Below are 18421 nucleotides of genomic sequence, written 5' to 3'. Positions count from 1 at the left end.
ATTGGTTATTTGGTTTGTTTTGGACTAAATCTAATATGGTTACTCATCTGTTAAAGATGTCCTGGCCGCACACCCTGTAAACATTCAGCTACTACAAGTATGTAAGAATGAACGTTAACTCACCCTTGAGCACATGAGAGGTAAGCATGGCAATGACCCTAACCCGTGGACGGATTTTTGCATTGGCGGCAATGGTGCTAACGGCATCAACCGGTATATCACAGGCCGCAGATACTGTCCGAGTTGGCTCAAAAATTGATACTGAAGGCTCATTGCTGGGCAATATTATTGTGCAGGTACTGGATGCTAACGGGATAAAAACCACCAATAAATCACAGTTGGGCACCACCAAAGTAGTGCGTGGTGCTATCACTGCGGGTGAGATTGATATTTACCCTGAATATACCGGTAATGGGGCTTTTTTCTTCTCGGATGAAAAAGATCCCGCTTGGAAAAATGCGAAAGCAGGCTATGAAAAAGTCAAAGCGTTAGATTACGAGAAGAACAAACTGGTGTGGCTCTCACCTGCTCCAGCGAACAATACATGGACCATTGCAGTACGCCAGGATTTAGCCCAAGCGAATAACTTGAAAACGCTGGAGGATTTGGGCAAATGGATTAATGCTGGTGGTAAATTCAAATTAGCGGCCTCCGCCGAGTTTATTGAACGGCCAGATGCCTTGCCTGCTTTCCAGCAAGCTTACGGTTTTAAATTGAATCAAGACCAATTGTTATCATTAGCCGGTGGTGACACTGCGGTGACGATTAAAGCTGCGGCAGAACAGACCTCTGGTGTTAATGCTGCCATGGCGTATGGCACTGATGGCCCGGTTGCTGCTTTAGGCTTACAAACACTCGAAGACACTAAGGGTGTGCAACCTATTTATGCGCCGACGCCGATCATTCGTGAGGCCACACTGAAAGCACATCCAACGATACCTGCTTTACTCAATCCTGTATTTGCTACCCTTGATGGGCCGACGCTACAAAAACTGAATGCCCGTATTGCGGTTGAAGGTCAGGATGCGAAAAAAGTGGCAGCTAATTATCTGAAAGAAAAAGGGTTTGTTAAAGGATAGTGGTGGGTGTCAGAGATGGCGCTGTAGGCACCTGATTTATAGCGCTATCAAAGAAACAGGTCACTCGTTATTACAACAAAGGTTACCTGTCATGGAGATGGATTTTTATGGCTGTCAAAAACCGGGTCCTGCTAGTACTGGCTATTTTATTGGTTTTATCAGGTGCTGGGCTGTCTTTTGTGAGCCATGCACCTAACCGATTGATTTCCGGGCAAGGGATCTCGTTGTTATCGCTGATAAGTGGATCAAATGGGGTGGTGCTAATTCCTATTCTGATCCTGCTTATTTTTGCGTTCTTAAGACAAAATATCGTGCTGTATTGGCTAACAGTATTATTTGCCGAGTTGCTGCTTTTGGGTTTGTTGTTATTGGCTGGCACGACCGCCATACAGCTTGCCGGAGGTGGCGAGAGTCTGGCACGTACCTCATTAGGTGGAGGGTTCTGGCTGATGAGTGGGATGAGTCTATTGATTGCCGTCGATAGCTTATCTCGTGCCATTGTTAACCCTGTGTGGCGCAGTGTGGCTAATGTCTTACTGCTTCTGCCGGTAGTGATATTGCTCATGATGGGGCAGTTGGATCAACTATCGTTAATGAAAGAGTACGTTAACCGGCAAGACGTATTTAATGATGCGCTATGGCAACATCTTCAGATTTTACTCGCAACATTGATACCCGCCATCCTTTTGGGGATCCCACTCGGCTTACTCTGTTTTCGCTCTCGTCATTTTCAAAGCACCATTTTTTCGACATTGAATATTATTCAAACCATTCCATCTATTGCCTTATTTGGCCTGCTAATTGCGCCTTTAGCGGGGCTGGCTGCGGCTCTCCCCTGGTTAGCAGAGCATGGTGTCAGCGGTATCGGTCTGGCCCCGGCTATTGTCGCGTTGGTGCTTTATGCATTGTTGCCATTAGTGCGCAATGTGGTCGCAGGGCTAGAGTCGGTGCCTGACAGTGTTGTCGAGTCGGCCCGAGGTATGGGGATGACTCGCAGCCAGTTGTTCTTTCAGGTGCAAATACCTATTGCGATGCCACTTATCTTATCCGGTATCCGCATTGTCGCGGTACAAACAGTAGGGCTGGCTGTAGTGGCTGCATTGATTGGTGCGGGTGGGTTAGGCGCGATTGTGTTCCAAGGTTTGCTTAGCAGCGCATTGGATCTCGTGCTGCTTGGCGTTATCCCCGTGATTGTGATGGCGGTTGTGGTTGATTCGCTGTTTAAATTTATGGTTATTTTTATGGATACTTCACGTCGATGATTCATTTCCATCAGGTAAGTAAATATTTTGCCGGTAAACGAGCGGTCGATAATCTGACGTTGCAGATAGCCAAGGGTGAGTTTACTGTACTCATCGGTACCTCTGGCTCCGGTAAATCGACCACACTAAAAATGATTAACCGCCTTATTGAACATGATGAGGGGGAGATTCATTTTGCTGGTGAAGAAATTCGTAACTATAAACCTGAAGATATTCGGCGGCGGATGGGATATGCCATCCAATCGATAGGTTTATTTCCACACTGGACGGTGGAGCGCAATATTGCCACTGTGCCACAGTTGTTGAAATGGCCCCAGGACCGTATTCGCCAACGCGTCATCGAATTACTTAAGCTACTGCATCTTGAACCAGAACAATTTCTCCACCGCTATCCTCATCAATTGTCTGGTGGGCAGCAACAGCGTGTCGGTGTCGCTCGCGCCTTGGCAGCAGATCCTGAAGTCTTATTGATGGATGAGCCCTTTGGGGCGTTAGACCCCGTGACGCGCTCGGCACTCCAGTTTGAAATTACCCGTATTCATCAATTATCGGGTCGGACTATCGTGCTGGTGACTCATGATATTGATGAGGCGTTGAGTCTGGCTGATCGCATAGTTCTGATGGATGAAGGCCGAGTCATTCAGCAGGGAACGCCTCTTGAAATGCTAACTCAACCCGCCAATGATTTTGTTCGTGATTTTTTTGGTCGTAGTGATCTCGGAATTAAGCTGTTATCACTGGGGTGGGCTGAACAACGGGTCAGGCGCGGTGAAACGTTGAGAGGGCCGCCGATTCTCGGTACTACCAGCCTGCGCGAGGCGCTTTCCCTGTTTGTTTCTCGTCAGACCGATAAACTGCCGGTGGCCGATGAATATGGGCAATCACTAGGTGTACTTTATTTTGCTGATTTGGTGGCAGATAAGGGGAGCGTGTGAAACCTGATACCACTCATACCCGTGATACGGCTCATACTTATAAGCCAACAAAGAAAGCGTTTAAATGGGTAGTATCCGATGTACTGCGTTGGCTAAAAGACCCTCTGTGCTGGGCGCTGCTGCTGTTGACCGGTTTGGTTTTTGGTATGACCTCTCTGCACGGTTTCTTTGCCGCGTTATTTCCTGATCTCGATCGGCCTGTCTACCTGCAAGATACATTCTGGTCACTAGTGGTTGCTCATGTCTTATTGGTGCTGGTTTCCAGTGTTATCGCTGTTTTGATAGGAGTGAGTGCGGGTATTGCTGTGACACGTCCCATGGGGAAAGAGTTTCGTTCAGTGGTGGAAACCGTTGTTGCTGTGGGGCAGACTTTTCCACCGGTAGCGGTGCTGGCTATTGCCGTACCGGTGATGGGATTTAGTGAGAAACCCGCCATTATCGCTTTGGTGCTTTATGGTTTATTGCCGATTTTACAAGGAACTATCACCGGTATCGAGTCTGTCTCCCGCGGCATTCATGAGGTGGCAGAAGGGGTGGGAATGAGTGCCAGGCAGATTTTGTGGCAGGTTGAATTGCCACTGGCAGCACCTATTCTCGTTGCAGGTATCCGAACCTCGGTCATTATCAATATAGGTACGGCCGCAATAGCGTCAACCGTTGGGACGAAAACCTTGGGTTCTCCGATCATTATCGGACTTAGCGGTTTTAATACGGCTTACGTTATTCAGGGGGCGGTTGTGGTCGCACTATTGGCTATTATTACGGATATGATTTTTGCTCGTTGGGCCAGGCGGCTGTCACGTTGGCGGGAATTACAATCTCTTCCGATAGACCGGCACGATTAATGTTTTGGCTGTTTTGCGCTCTGATTAGTAACAGGTGCCTATGCTAATTTCACTTCCTATGTATGGTGTCGAGCCGCAGGATGTTCTGCCTTTTTGGCGGTTATTATCGCAACAACTGCACCGTCATGGGGTTATAGGGATAGATGGTGCTACAGGGATAAGTGATCAACTCATCTGGCCTACTGATTTACTGCAACATTGGCGTGATCCTAATTTGCTGTTGAGCCAAACCTGCGGTTTTCCTCTGGTGACGTTATTGCAACAGCAGGTGCAATTGATTGGGGTATTTAGCTATCAATCACCTTACTGTTCGGGGGAATATTACCGTAGTTTGGTTATGGTCCGTGCTGATGAAAAAGGCCAACAACTGGCAGATTTTCGCCATAGAATAGTTGCCTATAACAGTATGGATTCTCAGTCTGGATACAATGCACCACGTGCTTTAATTGCACCATTGGCGATCAATGGGCATTTTTTTTCTCACAGTTTGGCCTCTGGCGGGCATTACCATTCGATCTCGATGATCCAACAGCGACAGGCCGATATTGCCGCAATAGATTGTGTCAGTTTTGCACTATTACAGCGAGCCAATCCCTCAGCCGTTGCCGGATTAAAAATAATAGCGCAAACCGATGCGGCTCCTGGCCTGCCACTTATCACTTCATTGTCAACTTCAGCACTACAGCTTACCCAGATCCGCCAGGCTATTACGGCTACCGTTAATTCTCCTGAAGCCGCGTCTGCCAAAGATAGGTTATTAATAAAATCATTTAGTGTTTTACCAATTTCGGCTTATGACGTAATTAGAAGGATGCAAGAAAAAGCGTTCTCAGCCGGAGTAATAACACTTTGATAAGAAGTGTTATTGGTGTGAGTAAACAAGCCAATCTTCTGCTGAAGCAATCGCTGAGATAAGCACTTTACTGTGCAGTACACGAGGCAGTCATTGCCCCGTGTATGGCTCAATAGAAAAACTAAGTGATATCAATTACAACAAGCCGCCACCTTCAACATCAATCACGCTACCGGTCATAAAACTGTTTTCCAGCAATAACACAAAGGCACCCGCAATATCAACCGGTTGGCCGACTCGACCGACAGGTAGTGAGGCTGCCATTTTTGTAAACATAGCCTGTCGCTGCTCATTACTCATACTATTATAAGCTTCAGTCGCGGTTACGCCTGGGCTGACCACATTGACCCGTCGTGGGGCCAGTTCTTTGGCTAACTGCTTACCGACTGCTTCCAATGCAGCATTAATAGCTGTTTTGATGAACTGGCCGCTGACAAACTTACGTGACAACAAACCTGACGTCAGGGTTATTGAACCCTGTTCGTGCAGATAAGGTAACGCTGATTGTATCGCCCGCAGTGCTCCCCACAGTTTTACATCAAAATTTTCCTGAGCTTCGCTTAAAGAGGTGTCTGCCAAAGCGTGTGCTTGCACCGCAGGCCCGGCGGTAATAACCAAGTGATCAAAGGTTCCGACCTGTGCAAACAGACGCTTGAGTGATTCTGCATCAGTCATATCAGCAGATAAGCGCAACATAGCACTATCGTGATCGACAGATTGTGAGCCTGCCGAACGGCGCGAAACCAAGACGACTTTGGCACCTCGACTGATGGCGGCATAAGCCACGGCTGCGCCAATACCACTGTTGCCTCCAAGAATAACCAGTTTTTGTTGATTGAGTGGAGAACTGAATTGATGCTGAGATAACGTTGTGATGTCCATAATGAGTCCTGTATTTAAATAAGGGTTTCACTCTTCATCTATAGTCATCTATTGAAAGTTGTCTAACAATCGACTAAAAAGACAATCACCTGTAAAGGAAATTTACTAATGATCTCATTTAGTGATCTGGATGTTTTTGTTCGAACGGTTGATTGCGGTAGTTTGTCTGAGGCTGCTCGTCGGCTCAATATCACACCCGCAGCAGCCAGTATTGCGGTAAAACGCCTGGAGTCTCAATTGGGTGTGCGCTTGTTGGTCCGCTCAACCCGCAGTTTGCGCCTAACAGAAGCAGGGGCCAGCTATCTTGATAGTGCACGTATTGCGTTAGGGGCATTAGTTGAGGGAGAACAGGCAATTCAGAAAAAAATGACGGGCTTATCTGGAGTATTACAACTTTCAGCCCCTTCAGACTTTGGCCGTAACTTATTAGTCGATTGGCTGAATGATTTCAAACAACAACATCCGCATATTCAATTGCATTTGTTACTCAACGACCGCCACGCCGACCTTTTCCGCGAACCGGTAGATATTGCTTTGCGTTTCGGGGTGCCTACCGATTCCAGTTTGGTGGCATTGCCCGTTCTAACTCAACATCGGCGTATGTTATGTGCCAGCCCTGCCTATCTTGCCCGTTACGGCGTGCCGCAGACACCGGCTCAATTGGCCGACCATCATTCGGTGTTATATCAGCGCAATGGTCGACTTTATAACCAATGGCGGTTAATGCGACAGGGGGAAGAACAAGAGGTGACGATGTCCGGTGAATACGTCAGTGATGATGGTGAGATAGCGCGACGTTGGGCACTGGCGGGGTTGGGTATTGCCAATAAGGCTGCTATTGATGTAGTCGATGATATCCGGTCAGGGCGTTTGGTTCAGGTATTGCCAAGCTGGCAGGGCGAAGTCTTACCATTAAATCTATTGTGCCCCCACCGCTCGCAGGTATCAGAGCGGGTCAGGGGTTTACAGACTTTTTTGCAACAACGATGCCGCGATTGGATGGGCGCTTACGGTGATTCCTGACCATTGTTGGATAAGCCCGCAGGGCCAATATCAGACAGTGGGGAGGATTCGGTCGTTTCAGTTTCATGTGGGGTGGTTGAACGGGTATAGATGTTCAACCCGGCGAGAAAAACGCCACCTAATGAACTCAGTGCCATTATCGCAATCAGGATAATGAGTGCTTTTCTTAGCATAATTTTTTCACTTTTTATCGAAACAGAGGGAATTATAATCTGTTCACTGAATGAAACAACCATGTTACATGGTTGATGCATTTATATTCTGGATAAAATAAACACGCCGGCGGTTGCAGCTTAACGAGGCTTAAACAGAAATTTCCCCAATGTGACCAATATTACCGCAGAAACAATCACGGCTAATGCACACCATTCAGTGGTTGATAAACTTTCACCGGCAAAGCCAATACCGAGCAACACCGCAACAACCGGGTTCACATAGGCATAACTGGTGGCGACCGCCGGGCGCACATTTTTTAGCAAGAACATATAAGCGCTAATGGCGAGCATTGAGCCGAAAACAATCAGGTAAAGTAACGAGAGAATGCCACCCATGGTCGGCATTTGTTCCAGTTGTTCACCACTTAGCGTACTGGCAAGCAACAACACCACACCTGCAACCAGCATCTGTGCGGCACCGGACATGGCACCACTGGGGAGCGCCAGCCGTGAAGCCCAGACCGAGCCAAATGCCCAACTGGCTGAGGCCAATAATATCAGCATTGCCCCCACCGGATTACCTAATAAGTTGCTACCAGTATTGAGCAAGATGATACCTACCAACCCGAGAGCAATCCCCGACCATTCCAGTTTTGTGTTACGCATCCCCCATAACATGCTGAAACACAAAGTGAATAGTGGAACAGTCGCCACCATAACGGCGGCAATCCCTGAGGGAACATGTTGATGTTCGGCGATGGTAACCAGCCCATTACCGATAGCCAATAATAAGATACCTATCGCACTGGCGCCCAGCCATTGGCGGAATGTGGGCAGGGCGTGACCACGAATGGCTAAAAAGCTGAACAGCAGTACACCCGCAATCAGGTAACGTAAGCCAGCCATCATCAATGGGGGCCAGCTCTCTACCCCGATACGTATGACCAGGTAAGTCGAACCCCAAACGAAGTATAAAGTGAAAAGTGAACCAACCAGCAACCACAGATTACGGCTATTTTGCTTAAGCATAATTATTCAATAATAAAGGGAGCGGTGAAACATCGAGGTATCAGTAAACATGAGAATAGCTGCCGTTAGCAAAGGTTTTTATCATTTTTTTACGTTTTAATTTTTCGTCTGAAATTTACGCAAAAACAGTGAGTTATTCTTGAATATAATAACTGATGAGTTAATAAACAACTGATAGTTTCAGTGCTTCCCATGCAAGCTAAGGTTGCTTCAGGCATGATGCATAAAATCCGATGCTTATATTGTTAATTATCAGATAAGGCGAATTATTTATGACATCAACAGCTTTGCTAATCACTCGCCGGTTTGATTTTCGAACACTAAATCCGGTGCGGAGATACGCCGGGTTGATGGTGCTATTTATTTTGCTCGCAATCCCGTTTGCCGATGCAGCGCAGAGTAATTCGCTAAACAGTGACTATGCTTTTTGGTCTGCCAGTGAATTGCAGCATAACCAGCAGAGTATTGCGCAAAACCAGGCGCCAAAGGAGACCATACGGGCTTACCAGCAGTTATTACAGCAGGCGGATAAAGCGCTGCAACGGCCAGATCAAAGTGTCACTGACAAGAGTATTGTGCCGCCCAGTGGTTCGAAACATGACTATCTCAGTCTTAGTGCCTACTGGTGGCCTGATAGCCAAAAAAGTGATGGGTTACCTTGGATGCGCAAAGATGGGCAGATAAATCCAGCCAGTAAAAATGCGGATAGCGACGGGGTACGTCTGGCTGATTTTACCGCTCAGGTACAGGCGTTGACGCTGGCCTGGTATTTTTCTGGCCAGCAGAAATATGCTGATAAAGCGATTAGCATGATTCGAACCTGGTTTATCAACCCGCAAACGCGCATGAACCCGAACCTCGATTATGCTCAGGGCGTGCCGGGTATTGCTGCGGGACGTGGCACCGGTGTTTTGGATGGGCGCTACTTTGCCACTCGTATTGTCGATTCACTGATTATGTTGCGGCAGAATAAACGTTGGACGGCGCAAGATGAAAAGCAGATGCAACAGTGGATGACGGAATACTTACACTGGCTACAGCACAGCCCGGCAGGTAAAAAAGAGGCGGCGGCGCAGAATAATCACGGTAGCTGGTACACAGTCCAGGTGGCTGGAATTGCCTGGTATTTGCAACAACCACAACGGGTTCGCGAGATGGCTGAATTATTGAAAACCAAACTGGATACTCAACTCGCTGCGGAAGGCTCGCAACCCCTGGAATTGGCACGGACCCGTTCTTTTCATTACAGTTATTTCAGTTTGCAGGCGGCGACGTTGATGGCGCAGTTGGCAGATAAAGTGCAAATCGACTTGTGGCGTTATCAAACACCTAATGGCAGTAGTTTGATTAAAGCGCTTGATTTTATGGCTCCTTATTCTGATGAACAGACAAAGTGGCCCTATCGCAGTCTTGATCACATGGGAGTGCGGTTGGTACCACTGATGGTTCAGGCAGATAAAGCGCTAGGCGAGAATCGCTATCAGCGGTGGATCAAACAAGCCGACTTTACTGTTATGCCGAGTAAGGAAGGGGCGAAGCGCAAAGGGGCGGTAACTGAAGCGCGGCGAGATACCTGGTTATTGGCCGTGACTACTCAGCAAGGTGAATAGTTAATTAGGGTATAAATAACAAAAAAAAACCGGGAGTTATCCCGGCGTAATAACAGGTAATAAATTCACAATGAAGCATTCAAACAGTAAATTAATGAGGGTCATACTAAGGCGAAAAATTTAGAACTGATAAACCAAACCGACCGCAACAACGTTGTCAGTATTCAGTTTCAGTTTATTATCATCACTCAACTGGTTAATTTTATAATCAACATAGGTGGACATGTTTTTATTGAAGTAATAAGACGCACCGATATCAACATATTTAACCAGATCAGTATCACCGATCCCTTCGATATCTTTCCCTTTAGATTGAACATACGCCAGCGATGGTTTCAAACCGAAATCAAATAAATATTGTGCCACTAATTCTACGTTTTGAGTTTTATTAGCAAAACCACTTACACCAGTTGACACATTATTAATGGTTGCCGTACCTGAGATAGGGGTCATATTACGGGTTTCAGCATAGGTTGCGGCCAAATAAACACCGTTGTCATCATATTTCAGACCCGTTGTCCAGGCATCAGCTTTATCGCCTTTACCAAAGTTGCCGTTCTTCTGCGCCGTAGTTCGGTTAGAAGAAGCATATGCAGCAGCCACGCTCACGCCAGCACCAATTTCATAACTGGAAGACAAACCGAAACCGTCGCCATTTTGTTTGGTGGCATCTGCGCGGCCGTTATTGCTATCAGCTTCGCTGCCGTTTTTGCCTTGGTATTGTAGCGAGAATTTCAGCCCATCAACCAGACCGAAGAAATCAGTGTTGCGATAAGTAGCCACACCGGTAGTACGACCGGTCATGAAGTTATCGGTTCTGGTGTAGCTGTCGTTACCGAACTCAGGCAACATATCGGTCCAGGCTGCCACGTCATATAACACACCATAGTTACGGCCATAATCGATTGAACCTAATTTGCCGTAACGTAAACCAGCAAAAGCTAAACGTGTTTTATTGTCTTTTGTTTCCTGGCTTTCTGCGTAGTTAGCGGCAATGTTATATTCCCACTGGCCATAACCGGACAGTTGGTCAGTAATTTGGGTGGCACCTTTAAAACCAAAACGCACGTAAGATTTATCGCCGTCACTTTTATTATTATCAGAAAAGTAATGCAGTGCTTTGACTTTTCCGTATAAATCAAGTTTATTACCGTCTTTGTTATAAATTTCTGCTGCATGTGACGTAGTGGCAACTAATAAAGCCGGTACCAGGATTGCCAGAAGATTACGTTTCATATTTTTGCCCTGTTTCTCTTATTTAAAAAGACGCGAGTAGAAGATTTTTTTGCTGTATTCAATATCTATCTGAATTCGGCCAGCGCAGAATTTTTACCGCATCTGTGTGATATATTTATGACAAATCATAAATAACTGCGACATTGCGTAAATTTCAGCACGCGGTGATTTGCCAGGTCAGAGGATTTCAGCTACTACGGCGGTGCTTTCGGGCTGACGCCAGCGTTGTGGTGTGGGACAATAGGGCAACACTCAGTTTAGATAAGATATGCATGGCGTTGTCCCCGGCAGTAAAAGAACAAATCAGTCAGTGGTATAAGGCTCTCCAGCAGCAGATCCCGGACTTTATCTCCCGGGCACCGCAGCGCCAGATGATCGCCGAAGTGGCGAAAACGCTGGCCGGTGATGCTGGCCGTCATTTGGCTATTGAGGCACCGACCGGTGTTGGCAAAACGCTGTCTTATCTGATCCCTGGCATTGCAGTCAGCCGAGCAGAAAGCAAACCACTGGTGGTGAGCACTGCTAATGTGGCGCTACAGGATCAGATTTACAGTAAAGACTTGCCGCTATTGAAGAAAATTATTCCCGACCTTAAATTTACCGGTGCTTTCGGGCGTGGGCGATATGTGTGTCCACGTAATCTGGCGGCTATGTGTACGGATGTTTCTGGCCAAGGGGATTTATCGCTGTTTCTCGGCGATGAATTGGCCCCCGCCAATGGTGAGGAACAAGCGACTTGTCTGACGCTGTCTAAGCTACTGAGCAGCCATGTCTGGGACGGGCTGCGTGACCATCATCAGTTGGCGCTTAGTGATAGCCTGTGGACTAAATTGAGTACCGATAAGGCTAATTGCCTTGGGCGTAACTGCCATTATTTCCGTGAGTGTCCGTTCTTTATTGCGCGCAAAGAAATCGAAAGTGCCGATGTTGTGGTCGCCAACCATGCATTAGTGATGGCTGCATTGGAAACTGAATCGGTGCTACCCAATCCGAAAGAATTACTGTTGGTATTGGATGAAGGCCACCATTTGCCTGATGTAGCGCGCGATGCGCTAGAAATTGAAGGTGAGATCACCGCGTTCTTTGCCAATATGCAGTTGGATATGATTGTGCGGCTGGTGGATCAATGCATGGTGCAATACCGGCCTAAAAATCCGCCTGGTTTAGCGAATCCAGAGCGCTTGAAAGACCATTGCGAGCAGTTGCGCGAGCTGATGTTGAGTGTGGAACAACAAGTCAGTCAGCTGCTTCCTGCTGATGCCAATCCGGCGGTGTACCGTTTTGAAATGGGTGAGTTACCGGGGAGTTTGACAGAAGATTGCGCCAAATTATTCAAGCTGACCGATGCTTTGCGCGGTTTGGTCGAATTTGTACTGAACGATTTGAGTGAGCAAACCGGTAAGCACGATATTGTGCGTCTGCATCGCGCCATCCTGCAAATGAGCCGTACACTGGGTTATCTGGAGGCCATGAGCAAACTTTGGCGGCTCGCGGCAATGGAAAAAGCCTCGAATGCGCCGATATCCAAATGGGTAACCCGTGATTATCGCGAGAATCAAACGCACCTCTATTTCCACTGTGTTGGCATCCGTGTCAGTGACCAGCTAGATAAAATGTTATGGCGTAAAGTCCCCCATGTGATTGTGACTTCAGCGACATTACGTTCACTCAACAGCTTTGCCCGCTTGCAGGAGCTCAGTGGCCTGAGTGAGAAGGCCGGCGACCGGTTTGAAACACTGTCCTCCCCGTTTAACCATATTGAACAGGGGAAGTTGATTATTCCCAAAATGCGCTTCGAGCCAACTATGGCCCATGAAGCTGAACATCTGGCTGAAATGGCGCAATTTTTCCGTGCGCAGCAGGCCAGTGGGCGGCATAAAGGAATGTTGATTTTGTTCAGTAGTCATCGGGCGATGCAAACCTTTCTCAGCCATGTGACCGATCTGCGTTTGATGCTGCTGGTGCAGGGGGACCAACCCCGTTACCGACTGGTGGAAGAGCACCGTAAGCGGGTCAATAACGGTACTGCCAGTGTATTGATTGGTCTGCAATCATTTGCTGAAGGGTTGGATTTGAAAGGTGAATTGTTGACCCAGGTTCATATTCACAAAATTTCGTTCCCACCGATTGATAGCCCGGTAATTCTCACGGAAGGGGAGTGGCTGAAGTCGTTAAAACGTTATCCGTTTGAAGTGCAAAGTTTGCCAAGTGCCTCGTTTAATCTGATCCAACAGGTTGGTCGTTTGATTCGTAGTAATCAATGCCACGGTGAGATTGTTATTTACGATCGGCGTTTATTGACTAAGGGTTATGGTTCACGATTGTTGGCGGCACTACCGGTCTTCCCAATTGAACAACCGGAGATGCCGACGGGGGTGATTATTCCGCCTGCGGTAATAAAAGCCCCGGCGAAGGCGGCGGTAAAAAGAGGGCGGCGGAAACGGACTGTTTTATAAGCATGTTTTCTTTATTCATTAAAACGATATGTTTTCGCGAAGACCAAAACACTCTGTATTCTGTTGAGGTAAAAGGCCGGCATCACCGGCCTTAACCTTTAGTTAAACAGTCGGAGTACGTGATCTAGAATTAATGAAGACAATGTAAAGTCTGGATCGGCGAAAGTAACACCCTGAGCGCCCAAATGAGAGAACAGAGGCAATGTTAGTGCTGGTAGCACGCATAAAAGCAGCCCGTTAATACCACTGGCGATAAGTGCTCCACGGAACCCCCCCGTCGCATTGCCAAAAATAGCGGCTGCACCGCCGGTAATAAAACTGGCCATAATGCCTGGTACGATAATGGGCAATCCAATAAATGGGAAGATAAGGATACAAACCAGCTCGACGGAAAAACTCATCAAAAATCCGATTAGTGTCGCATTAGGTGCTTTGGTAAATAGCACCATAACATCAACGGCAGGTACAGAGCCTGGTGCAAATACTCGCGCGAAGCCTTTAAAGGCAGGGACGATTTCAGCGGTAAATAAATTAACTCCAGCCTTAGCTAAATAGAGCCCGCATGTAAAAATAGCCGACTGCTCCAAGATGAAGATAATCACATTTTTATCAGCAGCACCGGCCCCATAAACCAATTTCATTGCATCTGTAATCTGCGGTTGTGTCGCAAAAATACAAGATATCAATAACAAAATTAACATGGTTAATAGTGTGGCAATATTGGGTTCGCGCAGGAAATCAAACTTATTACTGATTTTAATGTTTTCAGTGTCAGAGTTTTTATTACCGAACCATTTCCCCATGTAAGAGCCTATTATGTAAGAGGAAATTGCGGCATGGGAAATAGCATACTCATTTGAACCAATGATTTCACGACTGAATCGGCTAAGAATATAGGGTGATACGGCCATATAAAAACCAATAATAATTGTGGCGATAATAACTATTGGATAATGGCTGTAGCCCAGTTGCATAAGCACGGCAGTCAATGCAAAAGCCATAAATAAAACAAGGTGTAATGATAAATAGATAAATTTGAACCGGGTAAACCTTGCCAACAGAATGTTGAGTATCATAGAAAATAGCAGAATAAGTGCTGCTGTTGCACCAATTTTATCAATTGTTGCCGCCATGATAGCTTCATTACTGGGTACGACACCGACAATATTAAATGCACTGGAAAATAGTGTGCTGAATGCCGTAAGTACCTTCATTAAAATACTGCCACCGACTTTTATCATCGTAAACCCGATAAAAGAGAGGAAAGTACCGGTAATTAAACGAGAAACAGATGCTTTTTGAAAGAGTAAACCTAAAAATGCCACAATGGCAATTATTACTGCTGGTGTTTTTACTAAACTAAGCAATATATCCAACTTACCACCTCACCCCGAAGATATGCATATCGTAAAATATGTTTTTATTAACATTTTTATGACAAATGATGTTGTCACAAATAAAGTATCCCTTTAATGCTAAAAGTTATTCGAGTTGCACATCACATAACTAAAACATAATTCCATTTTATGTGGAATGCTATTTTAATTTTGTTTTTATTGTGTTCTGAAGTTGTTGTGAAAATGCATATAAATACAGTGAAAACTGTTTTCATCTGAAATCTTTTTCTATGCGTATAAATCCAATGACTAAGATTATATAAGCCGCTGGTGAGCTGACTCTAGCAAGTCAAGCCTGGCAGTACCTCCGGTGTAAATTGCGGGTTATTGGTTAGCGGCAACGTTAACTGTTATCGACATGTTTAGCAGGCAGGGGTAAAGCAGAATGAAACAGCTAATGGCAGAGTTTATTGGCACTTTCTGGCTGGTGTTAGGCGGGTGTGGTAGCGCAGTATTGGCTGCAATGTTCCCGGTGGCGGGTATTGGATTTTTGGGGGTGGCATTGGCGTTTGGGCTGACTGTCGTCACGATGGCGTATGCACTGGGGCATGTCTCAGGTGCGCATTTTAACCCGGCAGTGTCACTCGGTTTATGGGTGGGTGGGCGTTTCTCTGGCGCACAATTAGTGCCTTATATTGTGGCGCAAGTGCTGGGGGGGCTGGCCGGGGCCGCTATTTTGTATTTAATCGCCAGTGGCAAAGCCGGGTTTGATGTCAGTGCCGGGTTCGCCAGTAATGGTTTTGGTGTTCGCTCGCCGGGGGGATATAACTTACAAGCGGTACTGGTGGCTGAAGTGGTTCTTACCATGGGGTTTGTGATGGTTATCATGGGGGCGACCGATAAACCTTCTCATGCAATTGCAGCGCCGTTGGCTATTGGGCTATGTCTTACACTGATCCATTTAATCAGTATTCCAGTGGATAATACCTCGGTAAATCCCGCACGTAGTACCGCTGTAGCTATTTTTGCCGGTGGAATCGCATTGCAGCAGTTATGGGTATTCTGGCTGGCCCCGTTGGTAGGCGGAGCCTTAGGTGGCGCTATTTATCGGGTATTATTTAGCCCACCGGAAGAGTTAAACAAACCACTGTAGTTTGCCTGTCACTGCCGCAAGTTGTTCTGGCAGTGGCGGGTTTCACCCGCTAGCCTACCATCAGTACCACTCCTCTCTATTAGCCGCGCAGTTCTAATTATTTCGGGTATCGCTATCACTATTAGTGATAAAGTTTCAGCAATAAGTTACCTGATTTATGTTTAACCGCGACGGACAGGGGAAATGCCGCACCATGGATTACAGTAAAATTATTAAAGAGATTGGGCGCGGTAAGAATCATGCGCGTGATCTGGACAAGCTTACCGCTTATGAACTGTATAAAGTCATGTTGGCAGGGCAGGTCCCCGAGTTGGAGCTAGGGGGGATCCTGATAGCCTTTCGTATTAAAGGTGAATCCGAACAGGAGATTCTGGGCTTTTATCAGGCGATGCAAGAACAGGTGATGCCACTACGCGCGCCAATGGATTATCCACTCCCCGTGGTGATCCCAAGTTATAATGGTGCGCGCAAACAGGCTAATCTGACCCCGTTATTGGCATTATTACTTTCACGTCTGGGGTTACCGGTGGTGGTACACGGCGTGACTGAGGACAGCAGCCGGGTAACCAGTGCCGAGATTTTCCAGCAACTGAATATTCCGTGGTCACTTGATGCCGCTGAAGCCCAACAACGGCTTGATAGCGGGTTGCCGGTATTTATCCCTGTATCAGCATTATCGACTCAATTAGACCAACAATTACAGTTACGCTGGCGGATGGGGGTTAGAAATAGCAGTCACACATTGGCGAAACTGGCAACACCGTTTATTCACGATAATGCATTGCGTCTTGCCAGTGTTTCGCACCCAGAATATATGCAAAAAGTCGGCGGCTTCTTTCAGGCGATCGGCGCACCGGCACTGCTACAGCAAGGGACCGAAGGGGAGGTTTATGCTAACCCATCGCGTTGCCCACCAATTCATTACATCAATGGGGGGGAACAGCAAATTTTACTGGATCGCCAGTTAGAGCAGGGCGAACTGGTGTTACCCTCGTCGAAAGATGCCGCCATAACGGCCCGCTGGATTGAAGGTTGTTTGGCGGGTGAATGGCCTATTCCTGATGCTATCCAAAAACAGTTAGCATGTTGTCTGGTGGCGGTCGGGCGGGCTGATACCCTCGAGCATGCGCTGCAACAGATTGAGGCTATGTGAGTTTTTGCGCGAGCGACGGGGTAAAGTGGTATCAGAGAGTGGCACTGAACTAAGCCCATTTATTCTGAGTAAATCGTGGCGATAACATCAAATGAAGTCGCCTACCGATAGGATTCGCTGTTATTTTGATGGCAATACCCACCACCCGTTCTGCGGCAATTTATGCTATCTTACGCGCCAGAAAATGCCGATCAGAGAGCCAGACGATGGAAAACAAAAAAATATTCCCCAAAGAAAAAAGCGGATTGCATCCCCGAAATCGTCATCGCTCACGCTATGATTTTGATGCTCTTTCAGTAAGTTGCCCGGAGTTAGTTCCTTTTCTGGCAGCTACCGCCTATGGTGATATTTCTATCGATTTTGCCGATCCTCTGGCGGTCAAAATGCTCAACCGGGCATTGCTGAAGCATTTCTATGGTATTGAATATTGGGATATTCCAGCTGACTTTTTATGCCCACCGATCCCAGGTCGTGCTGACTATGTGCACCATCTGGCCGACTTATTGGCCAGTTGTAATGAAGGGGTTATCCCGCAGGGTAGAAATATTGCGCTGTTGGATATTGGCGTCGGTGCCAACTGTATTTATCCGATTATTGGTCAGCGGGAATACGGCTGGCGTTTTACCGGGACTGACATTGATCCGCAAGCACTCAGTGCGGCAAAAATGGTGGTGTCAATGAACCCGACGCTGAAAAACACCTTACGACTTAAACAGCAAAAAGACTCACAAGCTATTTTCGACGGTATTTTGGCGGTGAATGAACGTTACGATGCCACACTATGTAATCCGCCGTTCCATGCCTCCGCCGAAGAGGCCGCAGCAACCACGCGTCGCAAGTTGCACAAATTGGGTAAAAGTGAAGTTGCCGCTAAACCGGTGCAAAACTTTGGCGGGAAAAATAGCGAATTGTGGTGTGAAGGTGGAGAAGAAGGGTTTGTTAGTCGCATGGTGGCAGAGAGCGCAACTAAGGCGCAAAACTGCTTTTGGTTCACTTCATTGATCTCGAAGAAGACCACCTTACCGGCAATCTATCATGCCCTGCGCTATGCCAACGCCGTTGAGGTCCGCACCATTGATATGGCACAAGGGCAAAAAGTCAGCCGGTTTGTGGCATGGACGTTCCTGACGCCGGAGCAGCAGGTGGCGTGGAAAGCTGAACGTTGGTAATACCCTTCGTCCTTGACGCCGCAGGGGTGTTGGCTGCGCGCACTTACCCGAATCACTGACTTGAGTCAGCTCATCGGGGTGCGTTTACTGGCCGCCTACCTGCAACGTCAATGACTTTGGGTATGCTCTTCTTCGTCCTTGACGCCGCAGGGGGGGTTGGTTGTGCACACTTACCCGAATCACTGACTTGAGTCAGCTCATCGGGGTGCGTTTACTGGCCGCCTACCTGCAACGTCAATGACTT

The 18421-nt window shown here is 47.2% G+C and carries 16 protein-coding genes; 11 read left to right on the top strand and 5 right to left on the bottom strand.

Annotation, left to right across the window (positions count from 1 at the left end; genetic code table 11):
• Positions 1 to 146 precede the first annotated feature (146 nt).
• The 5 genes from osmF (at position 147) to V1952_RS12155 (ending at position 4974) form a co-directional block, all read left to right on the top strand.
• A complete protein-coding gene (gene osmF, locus V1952_RS12175) occupies positions 147 to 1079 on the top strand; it encodes an ABC transporter substrate-binding protein (protein ID WP_083159470.1) in 933 nt (310 codons plus the stop codon).
• Positions 1080 to 1186: 107 nt separating this feature from the next.
• Positions 1187 to 2341, top strand: a complete 1155-nt coding sequence (locus V1952_RS12170) for an ABC transporter permease (RefSeq protein ID WP_420074811.1) — start codon at positions 1187 to 1189, stop codon at positions 2339 to 2341.
• Positions 2338 to 3276, top strand: coding sequence for an ABC transporter ATP-binding protein (locus V1952_RS12165; protein ID WP_420074810.1), 939 nt, complete (start codon positions 2338 to 2340; stop codon positions 3274 to 3276). The genes V1952_RS12170 and V1952_RS12165 overlap by 4 nt, the downstream gene beginning before the upstream one ends.
• A gap of 146 nt (positions 3277 to 3422) precedes the next feature.
• Positions 3423 to 4121 carry an ABC transporter permease gene (locus V1952_RS12160; protein WP_420074813.1) on the top strand — a complete coding sequence of 233 codons (699 nt, stop codon included), beginning with the start codon at positions 3423 to 3425 and terminating at the stop codon, positions 4119 to 4121.
• A gap of 58 nt (positions 4122 to 4179) precedes the next feature.
• Entirely contained in the window at positions 4180 to 4974 is a 795-nt protein-coding gene (locus V1952_RS12155) for a phosphate/phosphite/phosphonate ABC transporter substrate-binding protein (protein ID WP_420074812.1), read from the top strand.
• Between the two features lie 135 nt (positions 4975 to 5109).
• Here the strand turns inward: V1952_RS12155 and V1952_RS12150 are convergent, their stop codons facing one another.
• The gene (locus V1952_RS12150) at positions 5110 to 5856 is read right to left on the bottom strand and encodes an SDR family oxidoreductase (protein WP_420074809.1); all 747 of its coding nucleotides are present in this window, start codon (positions 5854 to 5856) and stop codon (positions 5110 to 5112) included.
• Positions 5857 to 5964: 108 nt separating this feature from the next.
• Here V1952_RS12150 and V1952_RS12145 point away from each other — a divergent pair, with 108 nt between their 5' ends.
• Positions 5965 to 6879 carry a LysR family transcriptional regulator gene (locus tag V1952_RS12145; protein WP_372558410.1) on the top strand — a complete coding sequence of 305 codons (915 nt, stop codon included), beginning with the start codon at positions 5965 to 5967 and terminating at the stop codon, positions 6877 to 6879.
• Here the strand turns inward: V1952_RS12145 and V1952_RS12140 are convergent.
• The gene (locus V1952_RS12140) at positions 6864 to 7052 is read right to left on the bottom strand and encodes a hypothetical protein (RefSeq protein WP_032815427.1); all 189 of its coding nucleotides are present in this window, start codon (positions 7050 to 7052) and stop codon (positions 6864 to 6866) included. The genes V1952_RS12145 and V1952_RS12140 overlap by 16 nt on opposite strands.
• Before the next feature lie 120 nt (positions 7053 to 7172).
• Positions 7173 to 8063, bottom strand: coding sequence for a drug/metabolite exporter YedA (gene yedA, locus V1952_RS12135; RefSeq protein ID WP_083159458.1), 891 nt, complete (start codon positions 8061 to 8063; stop codon positions 7173 to 7175).
• Positions 8064 to 8335: 272 nt separating this feature from the next.
• Here yedA and V1952_RS12130 point away from each other — a divergent pair, with 272 nt between their 5' ends.
• Positions 8336 to 9673 (top strand): alginate lyase family protein, encoded by a 1338-nt coding sequence (locus V1952_RS12130; protein ID WP_420074808.1) that lies wholly within the window; start codon positions 8336 to 8338, stop codon positions 9671 to 9673.
• A 120-nt stretch (positions 9674 to 9793) separates the two neighbouring features.
• Here V1952_RS12130 and ompF2 read toward each other — a convergent pair whose 3' ends face one another.
• On the bottom strand, positions 9794 to 10909 hold the full coding sequence (gene ompF2, locus V1952_RS12125) for a porin OmpF2 (RefSeq protein ID WP_372558412.1): 1116 nt from the start codon (positions 10907 to 10909) through the stop codon (positions 9794 to 9796).
• A 272-nt stretch (positions 10910 to 11181) separates the two neighbouring features.
• Here ompF2 and dinG point away from each other — a divergent pair, with 272 nt between their 5' ends.
• Positions 11182 to 13365 carry an ATP-dependent DNA helicase DinG gene (gene dinG, locus V1952_RS12120; protein ID WP_420074807.1) on the top strand — a complete coding sequence of 728 codons (2184 nt, stop codon included), beginning with the start codon at positions 11182 to 11184 and terminating at the stop codon, positions 13363 to 13365.
• A 98-nt stretch (positions 13366 to 13463) separates the two neighbouring features.
• Here the strand turns inward: dinG and V1952_RS12115 are convergent, their stop codons facing one another.
• Complete coding sequence (locus V1952_RS12115; protein ID WP_420074806.1) at positions 13464 to 14741, bottom strand: PTS ascorbate transporter subunit IIC; 1278 nt, start codon at positions 14739 to 14741, stop codon at positions 13464 to 13466.
• 406 nt (positions 14742 to 15147) lie between these two features.
• Between V1952_RS12115 and aqpZ the strand changes: the two genes are divergently transcribed.
• The 3 genes from aqpZ (at position 15148) to rlmF (ending at position 18177) form a co-directional block, all read left to right on the top strand.
• Positions 15148 to 15855, top strand: coding sequence for an aquaporin Z (aqpZ, locus tag V1952_RS12110; RefSeq protein WP_083159448.1), 708 nt, complete (start codon positions 15148 to 15150; stop codon positions 15853 to 15855).
• Positions 15856 to 16048: 193 nt separating this feature from the next.
• On the top strand, positions 16049 to 17008 hold the full coding sequence (ybiB, locus tag V1952_RS12105; protein WP_420074805.1) for a DNA-binding protein YbiB: 960 nt from the start codon (positions 16049 to 16051) through the stop codon (positions 17006 to 17008).
• Positions 17009 to 17214: 206 nt separating this feature from the next.
• Entirely contained in the window at positions 17215 to 18177 is a 963-nt protein-coding gene (gene rlmF, locus V1952_RS12100) for a 23S rRNA (adenine(1618)-N(6))-methyltransferase RlmF (protein WP_420071672.1), read from the top strand.
• Positions 18178 to 18421: the final 244 nt, after the last annotated feature.

The organism is Yersinia sp. 2542 StPb PI (assembly GCF_048593855.1).
In the GTDB taxonomy this organism is placed as follows: domain Bacteria; phylum Pseudomonadota; class Gammaproteobacteria; order Enterobacterales; family Enterobacteriaceae; genus Yersinia; species Yersinia enterocolitica_E.
This window is presented reverse-complemented; position numbering and strand designations above follow the sequence as displayed.

Coding starts and splice junctions, on each gene's coding strand:
- dinG (WP_420074807.1), top strand. CDS start 11,182: ATGGCGTTGTCCCCGGCAGTAAAAGAACAAATCAGTCAGTGGTATAAG.
- V1952_RS12150 (WP_420074809.1), bottom strand. CDS start 5,856: ATGGACATCACAACGTTATCTCAGCATCAATTCAGTTCTCCACTCAAT.
- V1952_RS12140 (WP_032815427.1), bottom strand. CDS start 7,052: ATGCTAAGAAAAGCACTCATTATCCTGATTGCGATAATGGCACTGAGT.
- V1952_RS12170 (WP_420074811.1), top strand. CDS start 1,187: ATGGCTGTCAAAAACCGGGTCCTGCTAGTACTGGCTATTTTATTGGTT.
- ybiB (WP_420074805.1), top strand. CDS start 16,049: ATGGATTACAGTAAAATTATTAAAGAGATTGGGCGCGGTAAGAATCAT.
- rlmF (WP_420071672.1), top strand. CDS start 17,215: ATGGAAAACAAAAAAATATTCCCCAAAGAAAAAAGCGGATTGCATCCC.
- yedA (WP_083159458.1), bottom strand. CDS start 8,063: ATGCTTAAGCAAAATAGCCGTAATCTGTGGTTGCTGGTTGGTTCACTT.
- V1952_RS12145 (WP_372558410.1), top strand. CDS start 5,965: ATGATCTCATTTAGTGATCTGGATGTTTTTGTTCGAACGGTTGATTGC.
- V1952_RS12155 (WP_420074812.1), top strand. CDS start 4,180: ATGTATGGTGTCGAGCCGCAGGATGTTCTGCCTTTTTGGCGGTTATTA.
- V1952_RS12165 (WP_420074810.1), top strand. CDS start 2,338: ATGATTCATTTCCATCAGGTAAGTAAATATTTTGCCGGTAAACGAGCG.
- ompF2 (WP_372558412.1), bottom strand. CDS start 10,909: ATGAAACGTAATCTTCTGGCAATCCTGGTACCGGCTTTATTAGTTGCC.
- aqpZ (WP_083159448.1), top strand. CDS start 15,148: ATGAAACAGCTAATGGCAGAGTTTATTGGCACTTTCTGGCTGGTGTTA.
- V1952_RS12160 (WP_420074813.1), top strand. CDS start 3,423: ATGACCTCTCTGCACGGTTTCTTTGCCGCGTTATTTCCTGATCTCGAT.
- V1952_RS12130 (WP_420074808.1), top strand. CDS start 8,336: ATGACATCAACAGCTTTGCTAATCACTCGCCGGTTTGATTTTCGAACA.
- osmF (WP_083159470.1), top strand. CDS start 147: ATGGCAATGACCCTAACCCGTGGACGGATTTTTGCATTGGCGGCAATG.